Source organism: Nocardia sp. NPDC051756, assembly GCF_040681495.1.
Taxonomy (GTDB): Bacteria; Actinomycetota; Actinomycetes; order Mycobacteriales; family Mycobacteriaceae; genus Nocardia.
In genome coordinates this window covers 980,772-999,686 of sequence record NZ_JBFAYV010000002.1, presented here as the reverse complement: position 1 = coordinate 999,686, position 18,915 = coordinate 980,772, and the positions used below count along the sequence as shown (strand labels likewise).

The window sequence follows — 18,915 nt, the reverse complement described above, 5'->3', positions numbered from 1 at the left end:
AGTCCGGGCTCAGGCCCGGCGCATGTACGCCTTCACCCCGAGCGGGGCGAACACCGCGATCACCACCGCCGAGCCGATCAACGACCAGGCCAGGTTGCTGCCGTAGATGTTGCTGTTCATCAGGTCCTGGGCCGCGTTCACCATGTAGTAGACCGGGTTGACGTGGTTCAGGCCTTGCAGCCAGCCCGGCATCTTGCTCACCGGGGCCAGCGCGCCGGACATGAAGGTGAGCGGGAACATGATCATCATCGAAATGCCTTGCACGCCAGAGGCGCTCTTGCCGGTGACGCCGACCAGCGCCCAGATCCAGCTCACCGCGAACGAGCACACGATGATCACCAGTCCGGCGACCACGACGCCGGCGAAACCGCCGCCGGGCCGGTAGCCGAGGCACAGGCCGACCACCACGGTGAGCACCGTGGCGATGGTGTAGCGCACCATGTCGGCGATCAGCGCGCCGGCCAGCGCCGAAATGCGCGCGATCGGCAGGGATTTGAACCGGTCGAAGACGCCCTTGTCCATGTCCTCGCGCAGCTGGGTTCCGGTGACGACCGAGGTCAGGATCACCGTCTGCACCAGGATGCCGGGGATCAGGGTCGGCAGGTAGTCGTGCACGGACCCGCCGATCGATCCGCCGAAGATGAAGGCGAACAACGCGGTGAACAGGATCGGCTGCACGGTGACGTCGAACAGCTGTTCCGGGTTGTGCTTGATCTTCAGCAGGCCGCGGTAGGCCATGGTGAACGAGGTCTCGATCGACCTGCGCAGGCTGATGTGGTTGCTGACCTCGGGAATGTTGACGGGCGCGGCCCGGCGGGCGGGGGCGGGAGCGGTGATCGTGGTCATGCCGCGCTCCTTTCGGTGTCGGTGTCGTCGGCCGGGCGGCCGGTGATGGTGAGGAAGACCTCGTCGAGGCTCGGCTTGCTGACGGTGATCTCGTCGAGGCCGATCTGCCGCTCGCGCAGGCGGATCAGCAGATCGGCGGTCAGGTCGGCATCCTGCAGCGGTGCGGTCAGCCGCCCGGCCTCCGGCGTGATCACGGCGTCGGCATCGAGGAACTCGCTGACGATGCGGCGCGCCTCGTCGAGCTGATCCCGGTCGACCAGGGTCAGGTGCAGCGAGGAGCCGCCGACCGAGGCCTTGAGCTCGTCGGCGGTGCCGTCCGCGATCACCTTGCCGTGGTCGATCACCGCGATGCGGTCGGCGAGCTGGTCGGCCTCGTCCAGGTACTGCGTGGTGAGCAGCACCGTGGCGCCCTCGCGGACCAGCCTGCGGATGGTCTCCCACATCTGGGCGCGGGTGCGCGGGTCCAGGCCGGTGGTCGGCTCGTCGAGGAACAGCAGCGGCGGGGTCGCGATCAGGCTGGCGGCCAGATCGAGCCGACGCCGCATGCCGCCGGAGAAGTTCTTGAGCGGCTTGGTCGCCGCCTCGGTCAGGTCGAACTCCTCGAGCAGTTCGACCGACTTGCGCCGGGCGTCGGTGCGGCTGAGGCCGAGCAGGCGGGAGAACAGGATCAGGTTCTCGGTGGCGGACAGGTCCTCGTCGACCGAGGCGTACTGCCCGGTGACGCCGACCAGCGACCGCACGGCCGTCGGTTCGGCGACCACGTCGTGGCCGAAGATGCGGGCGCTGCCGCCGTCCAGGCGAAGCAGGGTGGCGAGCATCTTGATGGTCGTGGTCTTGCCCGCGCCGTTCGGTCCGAGCACGCCGTACACCGAGCCTTGCGGCACCGCCAGGCTCACACCATCGACGGCGCGCTGTTCCCCGAACACCTTGACCAGCCCGTCCGCCTCGACGGCGAGTGCTGAAGTGGGTGTGAAAGAAGTCATGGGTAGGACTGTGCGGCACGCTTCTTGCACGGTCCTTGCACGACGGTGACGCCGTCGCTTGCGGGCGTCAGTGGGCCGAGTCGGCGAGCAGGCTTTCCCGGAGCCGGGTGCGGTCCGGCTTGCCCGGACCGCGCATGGGGATCTCGTCGACCAGGGTGAGTTCGCGCGGGGCGGCGATCGAATCCAGTTCGGCGACCACGTGTTCGCGCAGTTCGTCCAGGGTGGGGGTGGCGCCGGGGGCGGGGACCACCACGACCGCGACGCGCTGGCCCAGGCGTTCGTCCGGCAGGCCGAGCACCACGCATTCGCGGATGGCCGGGTGGTTCATCAGCACGGCCTCGACCACCTGCGGGATCACCAGCAGGCCGCCGGTCATGATGGCCTCGTCGAGCCGGCCGGTGATGCTGAGCCTGCCGTCGGTGAAGGTGCCCGCGTCCTCGGTGCGGAACCAGCCGGGCTCGGCGAAGGCGGGGTTGTCCGGCTGGCCGCGGTAGCCGGAGGCGATCATCGCGCCGCCGAGCAGCACCCGGCCGTCCTCGATGCGGATCTGCGTGCCGTCCAGCGGGATGCCGTCGTACACGCAGCCGCCGCAGGTCTCGCTCATGCCGTAGGTACGAACGACGTTGATACCGGCCGCTTTCGCGCGCTCGTAGACCGGCAGCGGGGTGGCCGCGCCGCCGACCAGGACGCCGTCCAACTGGGCCAGCGCCGCCGCGGCGACGGGTGCGTCGAGCGCCTTGATCAGCTGGGTCGGCACCAGCGCGGTGTAGCGGCGCTCGCCGCGCATGCCGGAGACCGCCCCGGCCAGCGCCTCGGGCAGGAAGCCGCCGGAGACGTCGAGAATGGTGGGCTGGGTGCCGGCCAGGATGCTGCGCAGCAGCACCTGGATGCCCGCGATGTGATGCGTCGGCAGCGCGAGCAGCCAGCTGCCCGGTCCGCCGAGCCGGTCGTGCGTGGCGGTGCCGCTGGCCCGCAGCGCGGCCGCGCTCAGCATCGCGCCCTTGGGCACGCCGGTGGTGCCGGAGGTGGTCACCACGAGGGCGACGTCGTCATCGATGGTCTCGCCGGGTGCGAGGGCGTCGCTGAGGCGCCGGGCCTCGCGCCGGTCGCTGGTCGGGATCGGCAGCCACGCGGGACCGTTGCCCTCCAACGCTTCTCGCAGATGTGGAAGGACCTCGCCCGCGCCGGAGCCGGTCGGCATCGGCAGCGTGCGCAGAGTGCGGCTCACGAGTTCACCTCGCTGGCGCCGGCCCCCGCCGCTCGCGGAACAGTCACGACTCCACCTCGCCGTTCGGCCCCATCGTTCCCAGAGGCGCTGTGCCTACGGCTCGCCCACTGCGCTTGCTCACGGTAGCGATCGTGTCATGGCCGCGTCGCCGAACGCGGAACGGGTGGTCGGTTTGCTGGGGTGGCGCGAGACATGTGCGGCCACCCCCAAGAAATGGGGCTCAGGTACGCCAGGCATCGAGACTGCGATTCACTCGTCGGACGGGTTACGCACGGTGGCCGGGCCGGACATCGGCGGTCGGGGGCCATCCGAGCGCTATCGTCCTCGCCGTGGCCGCCCTTGGCAACTCGGCTCCGCCGCGCGTGGGCCGGGGCGAAGCCGCTGTCAGTCCTTCGACCTGCGAGTATCGCGCCGGATCGGGTGATCCGAGGGCACTTCGACGAGCACGATCGGCACCCCGTCCGGGTCGCGCACCCACATTTCGATCAGTCCCCACGGCTCCTGCACCGGCGCCCGATCGATGACGATGCCCTTCAACGCGAGCTCCGCCGCCGCGTCCGCGGCATCGCGCACCTGGAGCCAGATGGCGCCGTCGAACGCGGACGGTGTGCCCGATCCGCCGTGCGCGGCGACCTCGATCAGCGACTGTCCAGCGAAGAAAACGGTGCCGCCCGGATACTCCCGCGCGACGGCCAAGCCGAGCCCGTCGCGGTAGAAACCGAGCGTCCGCTCGTAGTCGGCCGGGCGCAGGATGATCCGGCTGCTGAGAATGTCCATGTCAGAAATACCAGGGGTAGGGGGTCCAGTCGGGCTTGCGCTTCTCCAGGAACGAGTCGCGGCCCTCGACGGCCTCGTCGGTCATGTAGGCCATCCGGGTCGCCTCGCCGGCGAAGAGCTGCTGGCCGACCAGTCCGTCGTCGAGCAGGTTGAACGCGTACTTCAACATGCGTTGGGCCTGTGGGGATTTGCCGTTGATGTCGGCGGTCCATTCCAGCGCGACGTTTTCCAGTTCGGCGTGGTCGACGACCTTGTTCACCGCGCCCATCTGGTGCATCTCCTCGGCGGTGTACGGGCGGCCGAGGAAGAAGATCTCGCGGGCGAACTTCTGGCCCACCATCTTCGCCAGATAGGCGCTGCCGTAACCGCCGTCGAAGCTGCCCACGTCGGCGTCGGTCTGCTTGAACCGGGCGTGCTCGCGGCTGGCCAGGGTGAGGTCGCAGACCACGTGCAGGCTGTGCCCGCCGCCCGCGGCCCAGCCGTTCACCAGCGCGATGACCACCTTGGGCATGAACCGGATCAGCCGCTGCACCTCGAGGATGTGCAGCCGGCCCGCGCGCGCCTGGTCGACGGTGTCCGCGGTGTCGCCGCTGGCGTACTGGTAGCCGTTGCGGCCGCGGATGCGCTGGTCGCCGCCGGAGCAGAAGGCCCAGCCGCCGTCCTTCTCGCTCGGGCCGTTGCCGGTGAGCAGCACCGCGCCGACGTCGGCGGTCATCCGTGCGTGGTCCAGGGCCTGGAAGAGTTCGTCGACCGTATGCGGGCGAAACGCATTGCGCACCTCGGGACGATCGAAAGCGACACGGACCGTGCCCTGTTCGATGTGCCGGTGATAGGTGATGTCGGTCAGATTCTCGAACCCGGGGACGGGTCGCCACAACTTCGGATTGAACGTCACCCCAGTGATTATTGCCCTCGGCTCTGACTCGGCTCGAGCTGCGTGTGAAAATCTGCTACTTGACGGTGTAAAATAACGCGTTACCGTGCATATATGAGTGATCGAGTGAAACCGGTTATCGACCGTAGCGCGGTGGACGAGTCCCGGTACGAACGGCACGGGGGATTCCCGAAGGCGTCCCGCGCGAAGATCGGGCCCAGCTTCGGGCCGTTCGTCGAGGCCATGCGGACCCTGCAGGATCTCGCGGTATCCGTGGACGCGCCGGACGAGGTCTTCGGCGCCGCGCTCGCTCAGGCCGAACAACTCATCGCGCTGCTCGAGCCGCACCGCGCGCCCGAACTCCAGGGCCCGGCCGGCCGCGCGGTCGAATTACCCGGCCGCGGAAGCCTTCTGCTGCCGCCGTGGCAACTGGCCGAGGCGGGTCCGGACGGCATCCGGATGACCGGCGAGTTCCGCCGATACCACCTCGGCGGCAACGGCGCGGTGCACGGCGGCGTGCTGCCGCTGCTGTTCGACGAACTGCTCGGCATGATCGTGCACTACGCCGGCCGGCCGATCAGCCGCACCGCTTTCCTGCATGTGAACTACCGCAAGATCACTCCGCTGGAAACGCCGCTGACGGTGCGCGGTCGTGTCGATCGGATCGAGGGGCGCAAGACCTTCATCACCGGCGAATTGCTCGATGAGCAGGGCAATCTGCTCGCAGATTGTGAAGGATTGATGGTGCAATTGCTGCCCTGGCAGCCTTGAGCCGGTGAGTGCCGCGACCAGTTGCGCGGGGATGCGTATAGTTGCGCCTGCTCGTTCATCGAAACCTATTCCGGAGGACCTGAAAGTGGTTGCAGCACTGTCTGAATCCCTGCTCGACGACGCCAAGCGCCCGGCTTTCCTTGCCGATGCCGTCGAGGTTCTTGATGCCGAGGTCTCGGACAAGGGTGGTGCGTCCGGCCTGGCAGTGAAGGGTGGCTACGCGGCGGTCAAGAAGATCAGCCCGTCGATCGTGCCCGACGGCCTGGAGTCGTTGGCGCCCAAACTCGTTGCGCAGCTGGACCCGTTCTGGCAGGAATTCACCGCAGCGGGAGCGTCGGGCAAGTTCGGCGATCTGCTGGTCGCCAAGTCCGACCAGGTCGCCGAGGCACTCCTGTCGGTCACCGACGCCCGCGCCGAAGCCTCCACCCGGCCCGCGCTGAAGAAGGTCTACTCGTCGATGCGTTCGTCGGCGAAGAAGAACGTCATCGAGGCGCTGCCGCGCGTCGGCGACCTGATTCAGAAGCACGCCAACTGAATTAACCTCGTGCACGTAGAACGCGTCGCACATCGACCGGCCGCCCGCGGCCGGGCTTTCCGATGTGCGGCGCGTTTTGCTGTCCGGCCGGCCCCATTCGACCCGCCCGGTGTGAGCAGGGCGACGAAGACGTGGAGGCCACTGTCTGAGAGGCTGGAGACGTGAACCCGTCTACAGCGCAAGCGCAGGTCATCGTGGACGAACTCGCGCGCGGCGGGGTGCGCGACGTCGTCCTGTGCCCCGGCTCACGCAACGCCCCGCTGGCCTTCGCCCTGCAGGCCGCCGACGCCGCGGGGCGGATCCGGCTGCACATGCGTATCGATGAACGGACCGCGGGCTTCCTGGCCATCGGTTTGTCGGTGTCCAGCCGTCTGCCGGTGCCCGTCGTGATGACCTCGGGTACCGCGGTGGCCAATCTGGGCCCGGCGGTGCTGGAGGCCAATTACGCGCGCATTCCGCTGGTCGTGCTCAGCGCCAACCGGCCGTACGAGATGCTCGGTTCCGGCGCCAATCAGACGGTGGAACAGCTCGGGCTGTTCGGTAGCCAGGTCCGCGCCACCATCAGCCTCGGCCTGGCCGAGGAAGAAGTCGTGACCGCCGACTGCGCGGCCTACGGGCATCAGAACAGCCAGTGGCGTTCGGCCGTCTGCCGCGTCCTCGCGGCGGCTCGCGGCACCCGTTCCGGCAACGCGGGCCCGGTGCACTTCGACATCCCGCTGCGCGAACCGCTGGTGCCCAACCTCGCGCCGGGTGAATTCACCCCGGATGGACGCGCGGACGATCAGGCGTGGACCAAGACCCAGTACGCCACGCTGGACGTGCCGCTCGATCTCGATCTCACCCCCGACACCGTGGTGATCTCCGGGCACGGCGCCGGGCTGCGGCCGGAGCTGGCCGACCTGCCCACGGTCGCCGAACCCACCGCGCCGATGCACGGTCCCGCGCTGCATCCGCTCGCGCTGCCGCTGCTGAAGCCCCGCCAGGCGATCATCACCGGGCGGCCGACACTGCATCGTCAGGTGTCCAAAGTCCTTGCCGACCCGGCGGTTCGGGTCTACGCGCTCACCACCGGGCCGCGCTGGCCCGATGTCTCCGGCAATGTGCTCGGCACCGGGACCAGGGCGGTCACCTCCGGCGCGCCGCGTCCGGAGTGGCTGGCGTACTGCCGTGAGCTGAACGCGAAGGCGCAGCAGGTGGTGCGCGAGGAACTCGACGCGCACCCGAAGCCGACCGGACTGCACGTGGCCGCGGTCGTGATGAACGCGCTGCGCGACGGTGATCAGCTGCTGCTCGGTGCGTCCAATCCGGTGCGGGACGCGGCGCTGGTGTCGCATCCGCGGCCGGGCATCCGGGTGCTGTCGAACCGCGGTGTCGCGGGGATCGACGGCACGGTGTCCACCGCGGTCGGGGCGGCGCTGCGGCACGAGGGCCGGACCGTCGCGCTGATCGGCGACCTGACCTTCCTGCACGACGCGTCCGGGCTGCTCATCGGTCCCGGCGAGCCGCGGCCCGCCGACCTGACCATCGTGGTGGCCAATGACGACGGGGGCGGCATCTTCGAGCTGCTCGAGCAGGGTGATCCGCAGTACGCGGGCGTCTTCGAGCGGGTCTTCGGCACGCCGCACGGGATGGATCTGGCCGCGTTGTGCGCGGCCTACCGGATCCCGCACAAGCAGGTCGATCCCGCGCAGCTGGCGGTCGAGCTGGCCGGCAACGCGCACGGGACGCGGGTGCTCGAAGTGGCTACCGAGCGGTCCAGCCTGCGCGAGTTGCACGCGACGGTGCGCGCGAAGATCGCTCCCTGACCGGATCTTTCGCTGAACTCAGGCGGGGTCCGGCTCGTCGTCGAAGGGGACCGCGATCGATTGTTCGATCACATCTGCCTCAGCGGCGTTCCAGGTTTCGGCTATTGCCGGGTCGTCCTGGTCCGATCGGTCGTCCGCGTACTCGAGGTCGTTCGGGTACGCGGGGATCGACTGCTCGGCGAGGTCGGCTTCCGGAACCGCGTACAGGTCGTCGGACGTGCTGCGATCGGTCATTGTGCGCTCCTCTCGGCAGTGGGCCTCGGTCGAGGCGTACCCGCGCGGGCACGCCGTAATCAAGGCGGACAACGGTCCAGCACTGTCGAGCATGCGCCACCTCCGGTGCGCGAGCAACCCTGCGGCGTCGCGCTACTCACCCGCGCGTGCCCCGTTTCCGTCGGCCGGGAATTCGACCAGGGCCAGCGTGCGGCCGGCCATGAATCGCGCGGTCCGCACAGGTGTCCCGGTTCGGGTCACCTCGGTCACTTCTACGACTCCGCGCGCGATGCGCACTTCGACTCGCCGCCCGGCCCGGGTAGCGACCACTTCGTAATTGCGAGACCCGTCGCCGAAGTCGACGACGATCTCCACTCGATCACCCTTCATCTACCAATTGTCCTCTTTTCCAGCGCTTTTCGCTGTCACGAGTTGGTCGCGGTGCGGTCGCGCGGGCGTCGTCGGACGGCCGGTGAATTCGCCCGGCGGAGCGCGGCCGGGCGCGGTTCGGACGCGCACCGATGAATCCTGGCGCACCGCGTCGTCTGCACAACCAGAGACGTCCAGCGTGCCCCCAGGAGAACCGATGAATCAGGATTTCGATTTCGAACCGGCCGCCACCGCACTCGAGACGGTGGTCTGCCGCATCACCGACGATCAGCTCGACGCCGCGTCACCGTGCGCCGAGACCACCGTGCGTGACCTGCTCGCGCACGTCGTGGACCTGACCGAGGCGTTCCGGCAGGCCGCGACTAAGGAGGCGGTCGGCGGGTCGATCGCGCCGTCCATCGGGGCGGAGCGGGCACTGGCCGGCGATTGGCGCGCCCGCATTCCCGCGCAGTTGAAGGCGCTCGTCGGCGCGTGGCGGGACCCGGGCGCGTGGGACGGCGTGACCGAGGCCGGCGGGGTCAGCGAGGCGGCGCCGGTGATGGCCAGGATCGCGTTGGACGAACTGGTGGTGCACGGGTGGGATCTGGCGAAGGCGACCGGGCAGCCGTTCAGCGCGACCGCGGATGATCTCGCCACGCTGCTCGACATGCTCAATGGTGTTCCGCCCGAAGGAACTCCGGGGCTCTTCGGTCCGGTGGTCCCGGTTCCGGCCGAGGCGTCGGCGCTCGACCGCGTGCTCGCGCTCACCGGGCGCAGCGCCGACTGGACCGCGTAGGCGAAACGACCACACGCACGCAGCCGCAAGCCCTTTTGATCTGACGCACGCGAATCCCGGTGCGGGACATCAGGAGGTGTGCGTCGAGTCTGCGGTGGTGAAGGTGCCCGCGGTGACGGCATCGACTGCGGCGCGGGCGGCCGAGGTCGCGGCGTGGTCGTCGATCGGATCGCCGCTGGCCAGCAGGCGGTAGTACAGCGGGGCGGACACCGCCGACAGCACGGCGCGCGCATCGGTGCCCGCCGGGGCTTCGCCGCGTTCGATGGCACGGTCGACGCAGGGCGACCATTCGGTGAGCCGGACGTCGTAGAAGCGGCGCAGTGCGGTGGCGGCCGCCTCGTCGCAGGTGGCGGCGGCGATGACGGCCTGAAAGAGCTTGCCCTGCCGCGGATCCGTCAGTGTTTCGGCAACCAGGCGGGCGTTGGCGGTGAGGTCGCCGAGCAGCGATCCGGTGTCTGCGTGCGACACCGACTGCTCGGCCATGTCGACCAGCAGATCGGTGACCAAGCCGGTCGGATTGCGCCAGCGGCGGTAGACGGTGGTCTTGCCGACCTCGGCGGCGGCGGCGACCTCGGCGAGGTCCAGGTGGGCGAAGCCGCGCTCGGCGAGGAGATCGCCGGCCACTTGCAGCACGGCCTCGCGGACGCGCGCCGTGCGTCCACCTGGGCGAACCGAGCCGGGAGCGGCGTCGTCTTCAGTCATAATGGGTCTCCAGTTTCATTTAGCGCCGAGTGGGTGTACCGTTCGACGAGTTAACGGAACTATAGACCCTTTAGGAGTCAACATGGACTACCGGCGGCTCGGCGCATCAGGTCTGCTCGTCCCGGCCCTCAGCTTCGGCGCGGGCACGTTCGGCGGACGAGGCGAACTGTTCAGCGCCTGGGGCGACACCGATGCCGAGCAGGCGCGGCGGTTGGTCGACATCAGCCTGGAGGCGGGCGTCACCATGTTCGACACCGCCGACGTCTACTCCGACGGCGCCTCGGAGGAGGTGCTCGGCGCGGCCATCAAGGGCCGGCGCGATCGACTGCTCCTCTCCACCAAGGCCTCGCTGCCCACCGGGCCCGGCCCGGCGCAGGCCGGTTCCGGGCGGGCCAGGCTGATCGGCGCGGTCGAGGCCTCGCTGCGCCGGCTAGGCACCGACTACATCGACCTGTTCCAGCTGCACGCCTTCGACGCGGGCACCCCGGTCGAGGAAGTCGTTGCCGCACTGGACGATCTGGTCCGGGCCGGCAAGATCCGCTACCTCGGCGCCTCCAACTTCGCCGGCTGGCAATTGATGAAATCCCTTGCCGCAGCCGACAAGCACGGCCTGACCCGCTACGTCGCCCACCAGGTCTACTACTCCCTGGTCGGGCGCGACTACGAATGGGAACTCATGCCACTGGGCCGAGACCAGGGTGTCGGCGCCGTCGTCTGGAGCCCCCTCGGCTGGGGCCGCCTCACCGGCAAAATCCGTCGCGGCCAACCCATCCCGGCCGGCAGCCGCCTGCATCAGACCGCCGAGGCAGGCCCCCCGGTCGACGACGAAAAGCTCTACGACGTAGTCGACGTCCTCGACGACCTGGCCGTCGAAACCGGCAAAACCGTCCCCCAGATCGCCCTCAACTGGCTACTGCGCCGCCCCACCGTCGCCACCGTCATAGTCGGCGCCCGCAACGAAGCCCAACTACGCCAAAACCTCGGCGCCATCGGCTGGGAACTGACCACAGACCAAATAGCCCGCCTGGACAAAGCCAGCACCACCACCCCGCCCTACCCCTACTACCCGTACTACCGCCTCCCCGACTTCACCCGCCTCAACCCCCCTGCGGTGTAAGCGAAAATCGACCGGTCAGGTCAGTAGACGTCGCGGACGTAGCGTTTTTGGGTGATGAGTTGTTTGCGGAAGGCTTGGGCGCCGGGGTCGTCCAGGTTGCCGTGGACTCGGGCGATGCGGAGGAGGGCGTCGTCTACGTCTTTGGCCATTCTGGTTGCGTCGCCGCAGATGTAGAGGTGGGCGCCGTCGGAGAGCCAGGACCAGAGTTCGGCGCCGTGCTCGATCATGCGGTGCTGGACGTAGATCCGTTCGCGTTGGTCGCGGGAGAAGGCCAGGTCCAGGCGGGTGAGGAAGCCGGAGCGGAACATGTTCTCGAGTTCGGTGCGGTAGTAGAAGTTCCGGGCGGCGTGCTGTTCGCCGAAGAACAGCCAGTTGCGGCCGGTGCAGCCGAGTTCCCGGCGCTCCTGGAGGAAGCCGCGGAACGGGGCGATGCCGGTGCCGGGGCCGACCATGATCATCGGTGCGGTCGGGTCGGCGGGCGGGCGGAAATGCGGGGCGCGTTGCAGGAAGATCGGCACGGACGCGGGGTCGGTGCCCGCTCGGTCGGCCAGGAAGGTGGAGCAGACTCCGCCGCGCCGGGCGGCCGATCCGGTGGCGGCGGGATCGCCGTAGCGCACGATGCCGACGGTCAGCTGCACCTCGTCCGGGCTGACCAGCGGGCTCGACGAGATCGAATACTGGCGCGGTTGCAGCTTTTTCAACGTGCCGAGCCAGTCCACCAGATCGGCGCGCACCGGGAAATCGCGCAGCACGTCGACGGCTTGGCGGTCCCACAGGTAGTTGTCCAGCTCGTTGCGGTTGTTCTGCCGCAACAGCTTCGCCAGCCGGATGTTCGAATTGCGTTCCGCGATAAAGGCGAGCAGGTCGTTGCTCACCTTGCTGATGTCGTAATGCGTGCGCAGCGCCTCGGCCAGCGACAGTTCGCGATCGTCGACCTCGATGATCCGGCGGCCGTCGAGGCCGGTGGTGGCGAGCCATTCGTCCACCAGCACCGCGTCATTGGTGGGCCAGACGCCGAGCGAATCGCCGACCTCGTAGTCGGCCTCCAGCCCGCGTAGGTCGAAGCCGAACTGCCGCACCTCTTTCGAGGAACCGTTCAGGGTGAGCGATTCGTTGCGCACCAGCGGCGCGGGCACCGGCGCCTGCCGGGTGAACGGCGCGATCTCGCGTCGAATACGCCCCGGCGCGGGCGCGGCGGCCCGGGTGAGCACCGCCGTCATGGCGTTGCCGCGGGTGCGAGCCGTCCGGTCCGGCGCCGGCGGCTGCGGATCATCCTCCGGCGCACCGCCTTCCATCGACTCGCCGAGCACGCCCACGATCGAGTCGAGCCAGCGCTCGGCGGGCTCCTGGAAATCGGGCTCGCTGTCGACTCGCGGAAGCAGCCGCGTCGCACCGTATTCGGCGAACTTCTCGTCCAATTTGCGCCCGTGCCCGCAGAAGTCGTCGTAGGCGGAGTCGCCGAGCGCGAACACCGCGAAGCGCACGCCGTCGAGCTGAATCGCGGCGCCGTCGAGCCGGTTCCAGAAGTCGGTGCCGTTGTCCGGCGGCCCGCCGTCGCCGAAGGTGCTGCTGATCACCAGCACGTCCCCGGCCAGCGCGTCCACCGCGCACGAATCCATGTCCAGCAGCCGTGGCGCGAAACCACATTCGGCCAGCCGCGCGCCGACCGTCGCGGCGAGCTCCTCCGCGGACCCGGTCTGCGACGCCCACAGCACGGTCACCGGATGCGCGGGCGCGGCGTCGGCAGCGGCGGTGGCCCGGGAGTACATGCCCGCAAGCACACCGTCGACCCACAACCTGCTCTGCGCGGACATCGGCGCGGCGGCAGGCAGCACCGGCAACCCGGTCACCGGAATCGCCTGTAGCGCAGCGAGATACCCGCTGAGATAGATCCGCTCGGTCTCGGTGAGCGTCGGCGTCGCGGCCGCATCCAACCCGAACGCCGCGGCCAGCGGATGCGCGGCCGCCATCGAAGGCGTCGGCACGGCAGGCGATTCCGGCGCCTCGGGCTCCGGCACGGCCACCCGGCGCAACGACACCGCGCACGCCTTGAACTCCGGCTGCAATGACGCCGGATCGACCGCGTCGTTGGTGACCGCGTTGATCGTCAGATACTCACCGTGCTCGTCGTTCCAATGGAACGGCGCGAAGCAATCACTCGGCCGCACCCGATCGCTGATCTGCACCGGCAACACGGCCCGCCCACGCCGCGAGGCGATTTCGAGCTGATCACCCACCCGCAGCCCGAGCCGCTCGGCGTCGGCCGGATGCACCTCGACGAACGGCTGCCCGTTGAGCTTGTTCAGCTTGCCGATCTTGCCGGTCTTGGTCATGGTGTGCCATTGATGCTGCAACCGGCCGGTATTGAGCAGGAATGGAAAGTCGTCGTCGGGCATCTCGGCCGGCGGCAGATGCGGACGCGGCCAGAACACCGCCCGCCGGCTGGGCGTGGCGAACGCCAGCCGCGGCCGACGCCCGTCCGCGTCGACGTGCAGATTCTGGCTGACCCCGTCGTTCACGTACCGAATCGGATTGCGCGAACGCGCACTGTCCGGGCAAGGCCACTGCATCGGCCCTTCCCGCAACCGCTCGAAATCCATGCCGCGCAGGTCATATCCGGTGGCCGGATTGGCGAACTGCTTGATCTCGGCGAAAACCTCGGCGCTGGAGGCGAACTCGAACCCGGCGAAACCCATCGCGGTCGCGACCTGCGCGATCAACTGCCAATCCGGCCGAGCGTCACCGACCGGATCCACCGACCGCTGCAACAAGGTGACGTTGCGCTCCGAATTCACCATCACCGCATCGGCTTCGGCCCACAGCGTGGCGGGCAGCAGCAGATCGGCATAGGCATTGGTGGCGGTCTCGGTGTAGGCATCCTGGGCGATCACCAGCTCGGCCGCCTCCAACCCGTCCAGCACCGTCTTGCGATTGGCCACGGTGGCAACGGGATTCGTGCAGATGATCCATGCCGCCTTGATCTTGCTCGCGGCCAGTTCGCGAAACATCTCGATGGTGCCCGGCCCCACCTCGCTACGCACGGTCCCGGGCGCGAGCCCCCACGCGGTCTCGACGAACGTGCGATCGGCGGGGGAGAGCACGCTGCGCTGGCCGGGCAGGCCGGGCCCCATGTAGCCCATTTCCCGCCCGCCCATCGCATTCGGCTGCCCGGTCAGCGAGAACGGCCCGCTGCCGGGACGACTGATCGCGCCGGTGGCGAGGTGCAGATTGCAGAGCGCGTTGGTGTTCCAGGTGCCGTGGGTGGACTGGTTGAGCCCCATCGTCCACAGCGACATCCACTCGCCCGCCTCGCCGATCCATCGTGCGGCAGTGCGGATATCGACCTCGGCGAGCCCGGTGATCGCGGCGACCCGCGCGGGCGGATAGTCGCCGAGGAACTCGGCCATCCCGTCCCAGCCCTCGGTGTGCTCGGCGATGAAATCCCGGTCTATGTCACCGTTTTCGACGAGCAGATGCAGCAGGCCGTTCAACAGCGCCAGATCGGTGCCCGGCGCGATCTGCAGGAACAGGTCGGCCCGCGTCGCGGTGTCGGTGCGCCGCGGGTCGACGACGATCAGTTTCGCGCCGGCCTTGAGCCGATCGGCCATGCGCAAGTACAGGATCGGATGACAGTCGGCCATGTTCGCGCCGATCACGAAGAACAGGTCGGCGTGCTCGAAGTCGTCGTAGGAGCCGGGCGGGCCGTCCGCGCCGAGCGACTGCTTGTAGCCGGTGCCCGCGCTCGCCATGCACAGCCGCGAGTTGGCCTCGATGTGCACGGTCCGCAGATAGCCCTTGGCCAGTTTGGTGGCCAGATATTGCGCCTCGAGCGACAGCTGCCCGGAGACGTACAACGCGATCGCGTCCGGTCCGTGCTCGTCCAGGATCGCGCGCAACCGATCGGCCGCCTCGCGCACCGCGTCGTCGACCGGGACCGGCACCGGTTCCTGACCGCGCTCGGGCCGCCGGTACGCGGTCTCCATCCGGCCCGGCGTCCGCATCAGTTCCAGGTGGGTGGCGCCCTTGGTGCACAGCCGACCCGCGTTCGCCGGGTGCAGCTTGTCCCCGCTGACCTTGGCGATGACCGGTGCTCCGTCGGCGCCCGCGCGGGTCTGCACCGTGATGCCGCAACCGACGCCACAGTACGAGCATGCCGTCCGCGCGGTGCCGACCGCGGGTTTCGTGCCTGCGTCCACCATGCTCCCGATCATGGCCATCGCCGATTGCGACGGTTTTACCGCGCGTTATCGACAAGTGACAATGACCCTCACCAGCGGAAAAGCTGATGGTGAGGTGTGATGAAGATCGCTGCTCAGCCGAGCTTGTACGCCCGATGCAGCGCGACGATCCCGCCGGTGAGATTACGCCACTTCACCGAAGACCACCCGGTGTCGGCGATCCGCAGCGCCAGCTGGCGCTGATTCGGCCAGGCCCGAATCGATTCGGCGAGATAGACATACGCGTCCGGATTGCTGCTGACCGCGCGCGCCACCTTCGGCAGCGCCTTCATCAGGTATTCCATGTACACCGTGCGGAAACCCGGCACGATCGGGGTGGAGAACTCGGCGATGACCAGCCGGCCGCCCGGTTTGGTGACGCGCAGCATCTCGCGCAGCGCGGCGTCGGGATCGGCGACATTGCGGAGGCCGTAGGAGATGGTCACCGCGTCGAACGACTCGTCGACGAACGGCAGCGCCATGGCATCGGCGGCCACCATCGGCACCTTGCGGTGCTTACCGGCGGCGAGCATGCCCTGGGAGAAGTCGGCGGCCAGGCACCAGGCGCCGGACTTCGCCAGGTCGACCGTGGACACCCCGGTGCCGGCGGCGAGGTCGAGCACCCGCTCGCCCGGCCGCGGCGCGAGCGCCTTGCGCACCGCCCAGCGCCAGTAGCGATCCTGACCACCGGAGATCACCGTGTTGGTCAGGTCGTACCGACGTGCGACACCGTCGAACATGGTCGCGACCTCGTGCGGCTGCTTGTCCAACGAGGCCCTGGTCGTTTCTGTTTTCGCCACGCCTGACCCTAACGCTCGCGATGGGTCGTGCCGAGGCAGGTACGGAGAATTCTCGGTCACATCGAATCGTGGGCGGGCATCGTCCTTTATGCCGTATGAGGTAACCGCATTCGGGTACCGGTCACGTCCGCGTAGTGCCCCATCAGCTCGGTGCAGATCGCGGGCCAGGTGCGGTGCAGCACCGATTTGCGTGCGGCCCCGGCGAATCGGGCGCGCAGCACCGGATCGTGCAGTGCCGCAACCGCACTCGGCAGCAGCTCGCTGAACCGGTCGACCGGGAGCAGATATCCGTTGCGACAGTGCGCGATCAGGTCGCGCGGGCCACCCGCGTCGGGGCCGATCACCGGGATCCCGGAGGCGAGCGCCTCTTGCACGCCCTGGCAGAAGGTTTCGTGCTCGCCCGCGTGCACCATCACGTCCAGGCTGGCGTACGCCTCGGCCAGGGTGTGGCCGCCGAGTTCGCCGGTGAAGACCGCGCTCGGCATCATGCGCGCGAGCCGAGCCCGTTCCGGACCGTCGCCGACGATCACCAGCTGGATGTCCGGGTCGCCGTCGAGCACCGCGAGCCGTTCGACGTGCTTCTCCGGCGCGAGCCGTCCGACGAAGCCGACCACCAGCTTGTCCCCGGCCCGCCAGGAATCGCGCAGTTCGGTGCGGCGCGCGGCCGGGTTGAACCGGGCGATGTCCACACCACGACCCCACCGGTGCACCCGCGGAATGCCGTGCTGGGCCAGGTCTTCCGCGGCGGCGGTGGAGGGTGCGAGCGTCCTGGTCGCGCCCTCGTGGATGCGCCGGGTCCAGGCCCAGGCGGCCCGGCTGGCCAGCGCGAGCCCGTAACTCTTGGCGAACCCGGCGACATCGGTCTGATAGATCGCCACGGTCGGCAGGTCCAGCCGCATCGCCGCCCCGAGACCACCGGCCCCGAGCAGGAACGGCGAGGCCAGATGCACCACGTCCGCGTCGAAGTTCTCGATCGCCGCGACGATGCCGGGCTGCGGCAACCCCACCGGCAGCGAACTGATCTTCGGCACCATCACCGCGGGCACCCGGTGCACCCGGAACCGCTCGTGCCAGCGCGCGGCCGGCGGCAGTCCCCGCGGGGTATCCGGCGCGATGATCAACGCGTCGTGGCCGTGCCGGTCCAGGTGTTCGACCACCCGCAGCACGGAGTTGACGACGCCGTTCATATTCGGCAGAAACGACTCCGCAACGATCGCTACACGCACCCTCTCAGGGTGCCGCCCGCAGCGCGCCGGGTCGCCACACAAGCGTGAAGGACACCTAAAGATCGAGCGAACTCCTCGGGCCGGACGGCGTTTCACCCGCCGAACGCGGGGAGCGGCCGGTCCTGGCTCAGCTCGATTTCGGCCTGCGCCGGCCGAGCCGGGCCAGCAGGTACAGGGTCGGCAGGGCGACCAGCCACACCACGACGATCACCGACAACGCGGGGGGAATGGCGACGCGCACATCGCGGCCCTCCACCCGCACCAGATCGGGGTCCGCGCGGTTGTATTCGACCCGGATGCGTTCGCCCGCGGTCAGATTGGTCGGGTACAGCACGCCGACCTTCGGATTGTGCGTCTCTCCGTCCGGGGTCACGTACATGACCGCGGAGCGCAACCGCCCGGCGGAGAGCACCTCGGCGCTGGTCACGCCCTTGTCCGAGCTGATCAGGTAGTCGTTGCGCCAGGCGGCGAAGACCAGCAGCACGACCAGCACACTGATCACCGTCGCAGCCGTGAGCACGCCGATCCTGGCCCGCCGCAGGCGGATAGACCGCCGATCAGACTGCGTGGTTTCCAACACCGCAACAAGCCTACTGACCGTCTCCGATACGGTGTCGCGCATGTCCCGAAAATTCAGCTTCACCGTGCCTTATGCCGTCCCGGTCGAAGATCTTCACCGGGCACTTACCGACGACAAGGTCTGGCAGGCGCGTTTCGCCGACGCCGAGACCGCAACCCTGGACCTTTCGCACCCCGAGGGCGAGGGCACCATCCGCATCCATATGACCGAAAAGGCCTCGGAAGACAAGATTCCCAGCGTGGTGAGCAAGGTGCTCAAGAGCCAGCTCACGCTCGCCCGCACGGACAACTGGCAGGCCCTGATCGGTGAGGTCGCCAAGGGCACCTTCGAGGGCGAGACCACCGGCATCGGCACCGAGATGTCGGGCACCTACGAGATGCGCTCGACCGCGGAGGGCTCCGAGATCGAGGTGGTCGGCACCGTGCAGGTCAAGGTGCCGGTGGTCGGCGGAGCCATCGAGCCGCTGGCCGAGCAGCTGCATCACCGGGTGCTCAACAGCGAGCGCACGTTCGTCGAGGAGTGGGTCGCCGCGCAGGCGACTGCCTGATCCCCGTCCCGCCCCGTCGTTCCGGTGTCCGCCGGAACGGCGGGGGCTCGGACTATGTGAAATCCGTGGGGGAGTATTCCTTCTGCTCCACCAGCACCAGCCAGTTCCCGGAGTTGTCCCGGATGATCGCCTCGGTGCCGTAGGGCCGTTCCGCGGGCGGCTGAATGAATTCCACGCCCTTCGCGGTGAGTTCCTCGAAGGTCTTCTGGCAATTCTCCGTGCGCAGGCCGAGCGCGCCATGCGTGCCGTTGGCGAGCGCGCGGCGGATGGCGTCGGCCAGGTTGTCGTCCAGCGGCGGGCCGGGCACCATCAGCGTCACCTCGAGCTCCGGATGGTCCGGCTGCGCGACGGTCAGCCAGCGGAACCCGTTGTCGCCCATGGTGATGTCGGTGACCTCGACGAACCCCAGCTTGTCCAGGTACCACTGCTTCGATTCGTCCTGGTCGGTGACGTAGACGGTGACCAAGGAGACGTTCGTTATCGATGTCATGCGACCAGGCTATGGGCGGTTGCTGCCGGGTGGCTTCTC

The 18,915-nt window shown here is 68.8% G+C and carries 19 protein-coding genes; 6 read left to right on the top strand and 13 right to left on the bottom strand.

Features of this window, described 5'->3' with window-relative positions; genetic code table 11:
* Positions 1 to 9 precede the first annotated feature (9 nt).
* The 5 genes from AB0M22_RS10690 to AB0M22_RS10670 all read right to left on the bottom strand — a co-directional run bounded on the left by AB0M22_RS10690 (position 10) and on the right by AB0M22_RS10670 (position 4,729).
* Entirely contained in the window at positions 10 to 846 is an 837-nt protein-coding gene (locus AB0M22_RS10690; protein ID WP_150399782.1) for an ABC transporter permease, read from the bottom strand.
* The gene (locus AB0M22_RS10685; protein WP_364723506.1) at positions 843 to 1,829 is read right to left on the bottom strand and encodes an ATP-binding cassette domain-containing protein; all 987 of its coding nucleotides are present in this window, start codon (positions 1,827 to 1,829) and stop codon (positions 843 to 845) included. The genes AB0M22_RS10690 and AB0M22_RS10685 overlap by 4 nt, the downstream gene beginning before the upstream one ends.
* A gap of 67 nt (positions 1,830 to 1,896) precedes the next feature.
* Entirely contained in the window at positions 1,897 to 3,030 is a 1,134-nt protein-coding gene (gene menE, locus AB0M22_RS10680) for an o-succinylbenzoate--CoA ligase (protein WP_364724081.1), read from the bottom strand.
* Positions 3,031 to 3,441: 411 nt separating this feature from the next.
* A complete protein-coding gene (locus AB0M22_RS10675; protein ID WP_364723504.1) occupies positions 3,442 to 3,834 on the bottom strand; it encodes a VOC family protein in 393 nt (130 codons plus the stop codon).
* A 1-nt stretch (position 3,835) separates the two neighbouring features.
* Positions 3,836 to 4,729, bottom strand: coding sequence for a 1,4-dihydroxy-2-naphthoyl-CoA synthase (locus tag AB0M22_RS10670; RefSeq protein ID WP_364723501.1), 894 nt, complete (start codon positions 4,727 to 4,729; stop codon positions 3,836 to 3,838).
* A 93-nt stretch (positions 4,730 to 4,822) separates the two neighbouring features.
* On the opposite strand from AB0M22_RS10670, the gene AB0M22_RS10665 reads away from it, so the two are divergent.
* From AB0M22_RS10665 to menD, 3 genes are all read left to right on the top strand, one after another.
* Positions 4,823 to 5,479 (top strand): PaaI family thioesterase, encoded by a 657-nt coding sequence (locus tag AB0M22_RS10665; RefSeq protein ID WP_364723498.1) that lies wholly within the window; start codon positions 4,823 to 4,825, stop codon positions 5,477 to 5,479.
* Positions 5,480 to 5,564: 85 nt separating this feature from the next.
* Positions 5,565 to 6,014, top strand: a complete 450-nt coding sequence (locus AB0M22_RS10660) for a hypothetical protein (RefSeq protein ID WP_150400817.1) — start codon at positions 5,565 to 5,567, stop codon at positions 6,012 to 6,014.
* A gap of 161 nt (positions 6,015 to 6,175) precedes the next feature.
* A complete protein-coding gene (gene menD / locus AB0M22_RS10655) occupies positions 6,176 to 7,819 on the top strand; it encodes a 2-succinyl-5-enolpyruvyl-6-hydroxy-3-cyclohexene-1-carboxylic-acid synthase (RefSeq protein WP_364723495.1) in 1,644 nt (547 codons plus the stop codon).
* A gap of 18 nt (positions 7,820 to 7,837) precedes the next feature.
* Here the strand turns inward: menD and AB0M22_RS10650 are convergent, their stop codons facing one another.
* On the bottom strand, positions 7,838 to 8,053 hold the full coding sequence (locus AB0M22_RS10650; RefSeq protein ID WP_364723492.1) for a hypothetical protein: 216 nt from the start codon (positions 8,051 to 8,053) through the stop codon (positions 7,838 to 7,840).
* Positions 8,054 to 8,185: 132 nt separating this feature from the next.
* The gene (locus AB0M22_RS10645; protein ID WP_150399775.1) at positions 8,186 to 8,422 is read right to left on the bottom strand and encodes a hypothetical protein; all 237 of its coding nucleotides are present in this window, start codon (positions 8,420 to 8,422) and stop codon (positions 8,186 to 8,188) included.
* A gap of 196 nt (positions 8,423 to 8,618) precedes the next feature.
* Between AB0M22_RS10645 and AB0M22_RS10640 the strand changes: the two genes are divergently transcribed.
* The gene (locus tag AB0M22_RS10640; protein WP_364723488.1) at positions 8,619 to 9,197 is read left to right on the top strand and encodes a TIGR03086 family metal-binding protein; all 579 of its coding nucleotides are present in this window, start codon (positions 8,619 to 8,621) and stop codon (positions 9,195 to 9,197) included.
* A gap of 69 nt (positions 9,198 to 9,266) precedes the next feature.
* On the opposite strand, the gene AB0M22_RS10635 is transcribed toward AB0M22_RS10640, so the two are convergent.
* The gene (locus AB0M22_RS10635; protein ID WP_364723485.1) at positions 9,267 to 9,899 is read right to left on the bottom strand and encodes a TetR-like C-terminal domain-containing protein; all 633 of its coding nucleotides are present in this window, start codon (positions 9,897 to 9,899) and stop codon (positions 9,267 to 9,269) included.
* An 82-nt stretch (positions 9,900 to 9,981) separates the two neighbouring features.
* On the opposite strand from AB0M22_RS10635, the gene AB0M22_RS10630 reads away from it, so the two are divergent.
* A complete protein-coding gene (locus AB0M22_RS10630; protein WP_364723483.1) occupies positions 9,982 to 11,016 on the top strand; it encodes an aldo/keto reductase in 1,035 nt (344 codons plus the stop codon).
* Between the two features lie 20 nt (positions 11,017 to 11,036).
* Here AB0M22_RS10630 and AB0M22_RS10625 read toward each other — a convergent pair whose 3' ends face one another.
* The 4 genes from AB0M22_RS10625 to AB0M22_RS10610 form a co-directional block, all read right to left on the bottom strand.
* Positions 11,037 to 15,215, bottom strand: coding sequence for a bifunctional nitrate reductase/sulfite reductase flavoprotein subunit alpha (locus AB0M22_RS10625; protein ID WP_364723481.1), 4,179 nt, complete (start codon positions 15,213 to 15,215; stop codon positions 11,037 to 11,039).
* A gap of 113 nt (positions 15,216 to 15,328) precedes the next feature.
* A complete protein-coding gene (locus tag AB0M22_RS10620; protein ID WP_364723478.1) occupies positions 15,329 to 16,033 on the bottom strand; it encodes a demethylmenaquinone methyltransferase in 705 nt (234 codons plus the stop codon).
* A gap of 86 nt (positions 16,034 to 16,119) precedes the next feature.
* Entirely contained in the window at positions 16,120 to 17,259 is a 1,140-nt protein-coding gene (locus AB0M22_RS10615) for a glycosyltransferase family 1 protein (protein WP_364723476.1), read from the bottom strand.
* Positions 17,260 to 17,386: 127 nt separating this feature from the next.
* Positions 17,387 to 17,839, bottom strand: a complete 453-nt coding sequence (locus AB0M22_RS10610) for a DUF3592 domain-containing protein (protein ID WP_364723473.1) — start codon at positions 17,837 to 17,839, stop codon at positions 17,387 to 17,389.
* A 40-nt stretch (positions 17,840 to 17,879) separates the two neighbouring features.
* On the opposite strand from AB0M22_RS10610, the gene AB0M22_RS10605 reads away from it, so the two are divergent.
* Positions 17,880 to 18,386 (top strand): DUF2505 domain-containing protein, encoded by a 507-nt coding sequence (locus AB0M22_RS10605; RefSeq protein ID WP_364723470.1) that lies wholly within the window; start codon positions 17,880 to 17,882, stop codon positions 18,384 to 18,386.
* Between the two features lie 52 nt (positions 18,387 to 18,438).
* Here AB0M22_RS10605 and AB0M22_RS10600 read toward each other — a convergent pair whose 3' ends face one another.
* Positions 18,439 to 18,876 (bottom strand): VOC family protein, encoded by a 438-nt coding sequence (locus AB0M22_RS10600; protein WP_364723468.1) that lies wholly within the window; start codon positions 18,874 to 18,876, stop codon positions 18,439 to 18,441.
* Positions 18,877 to 18,915 lie beyond the last annotated feature (39 nt).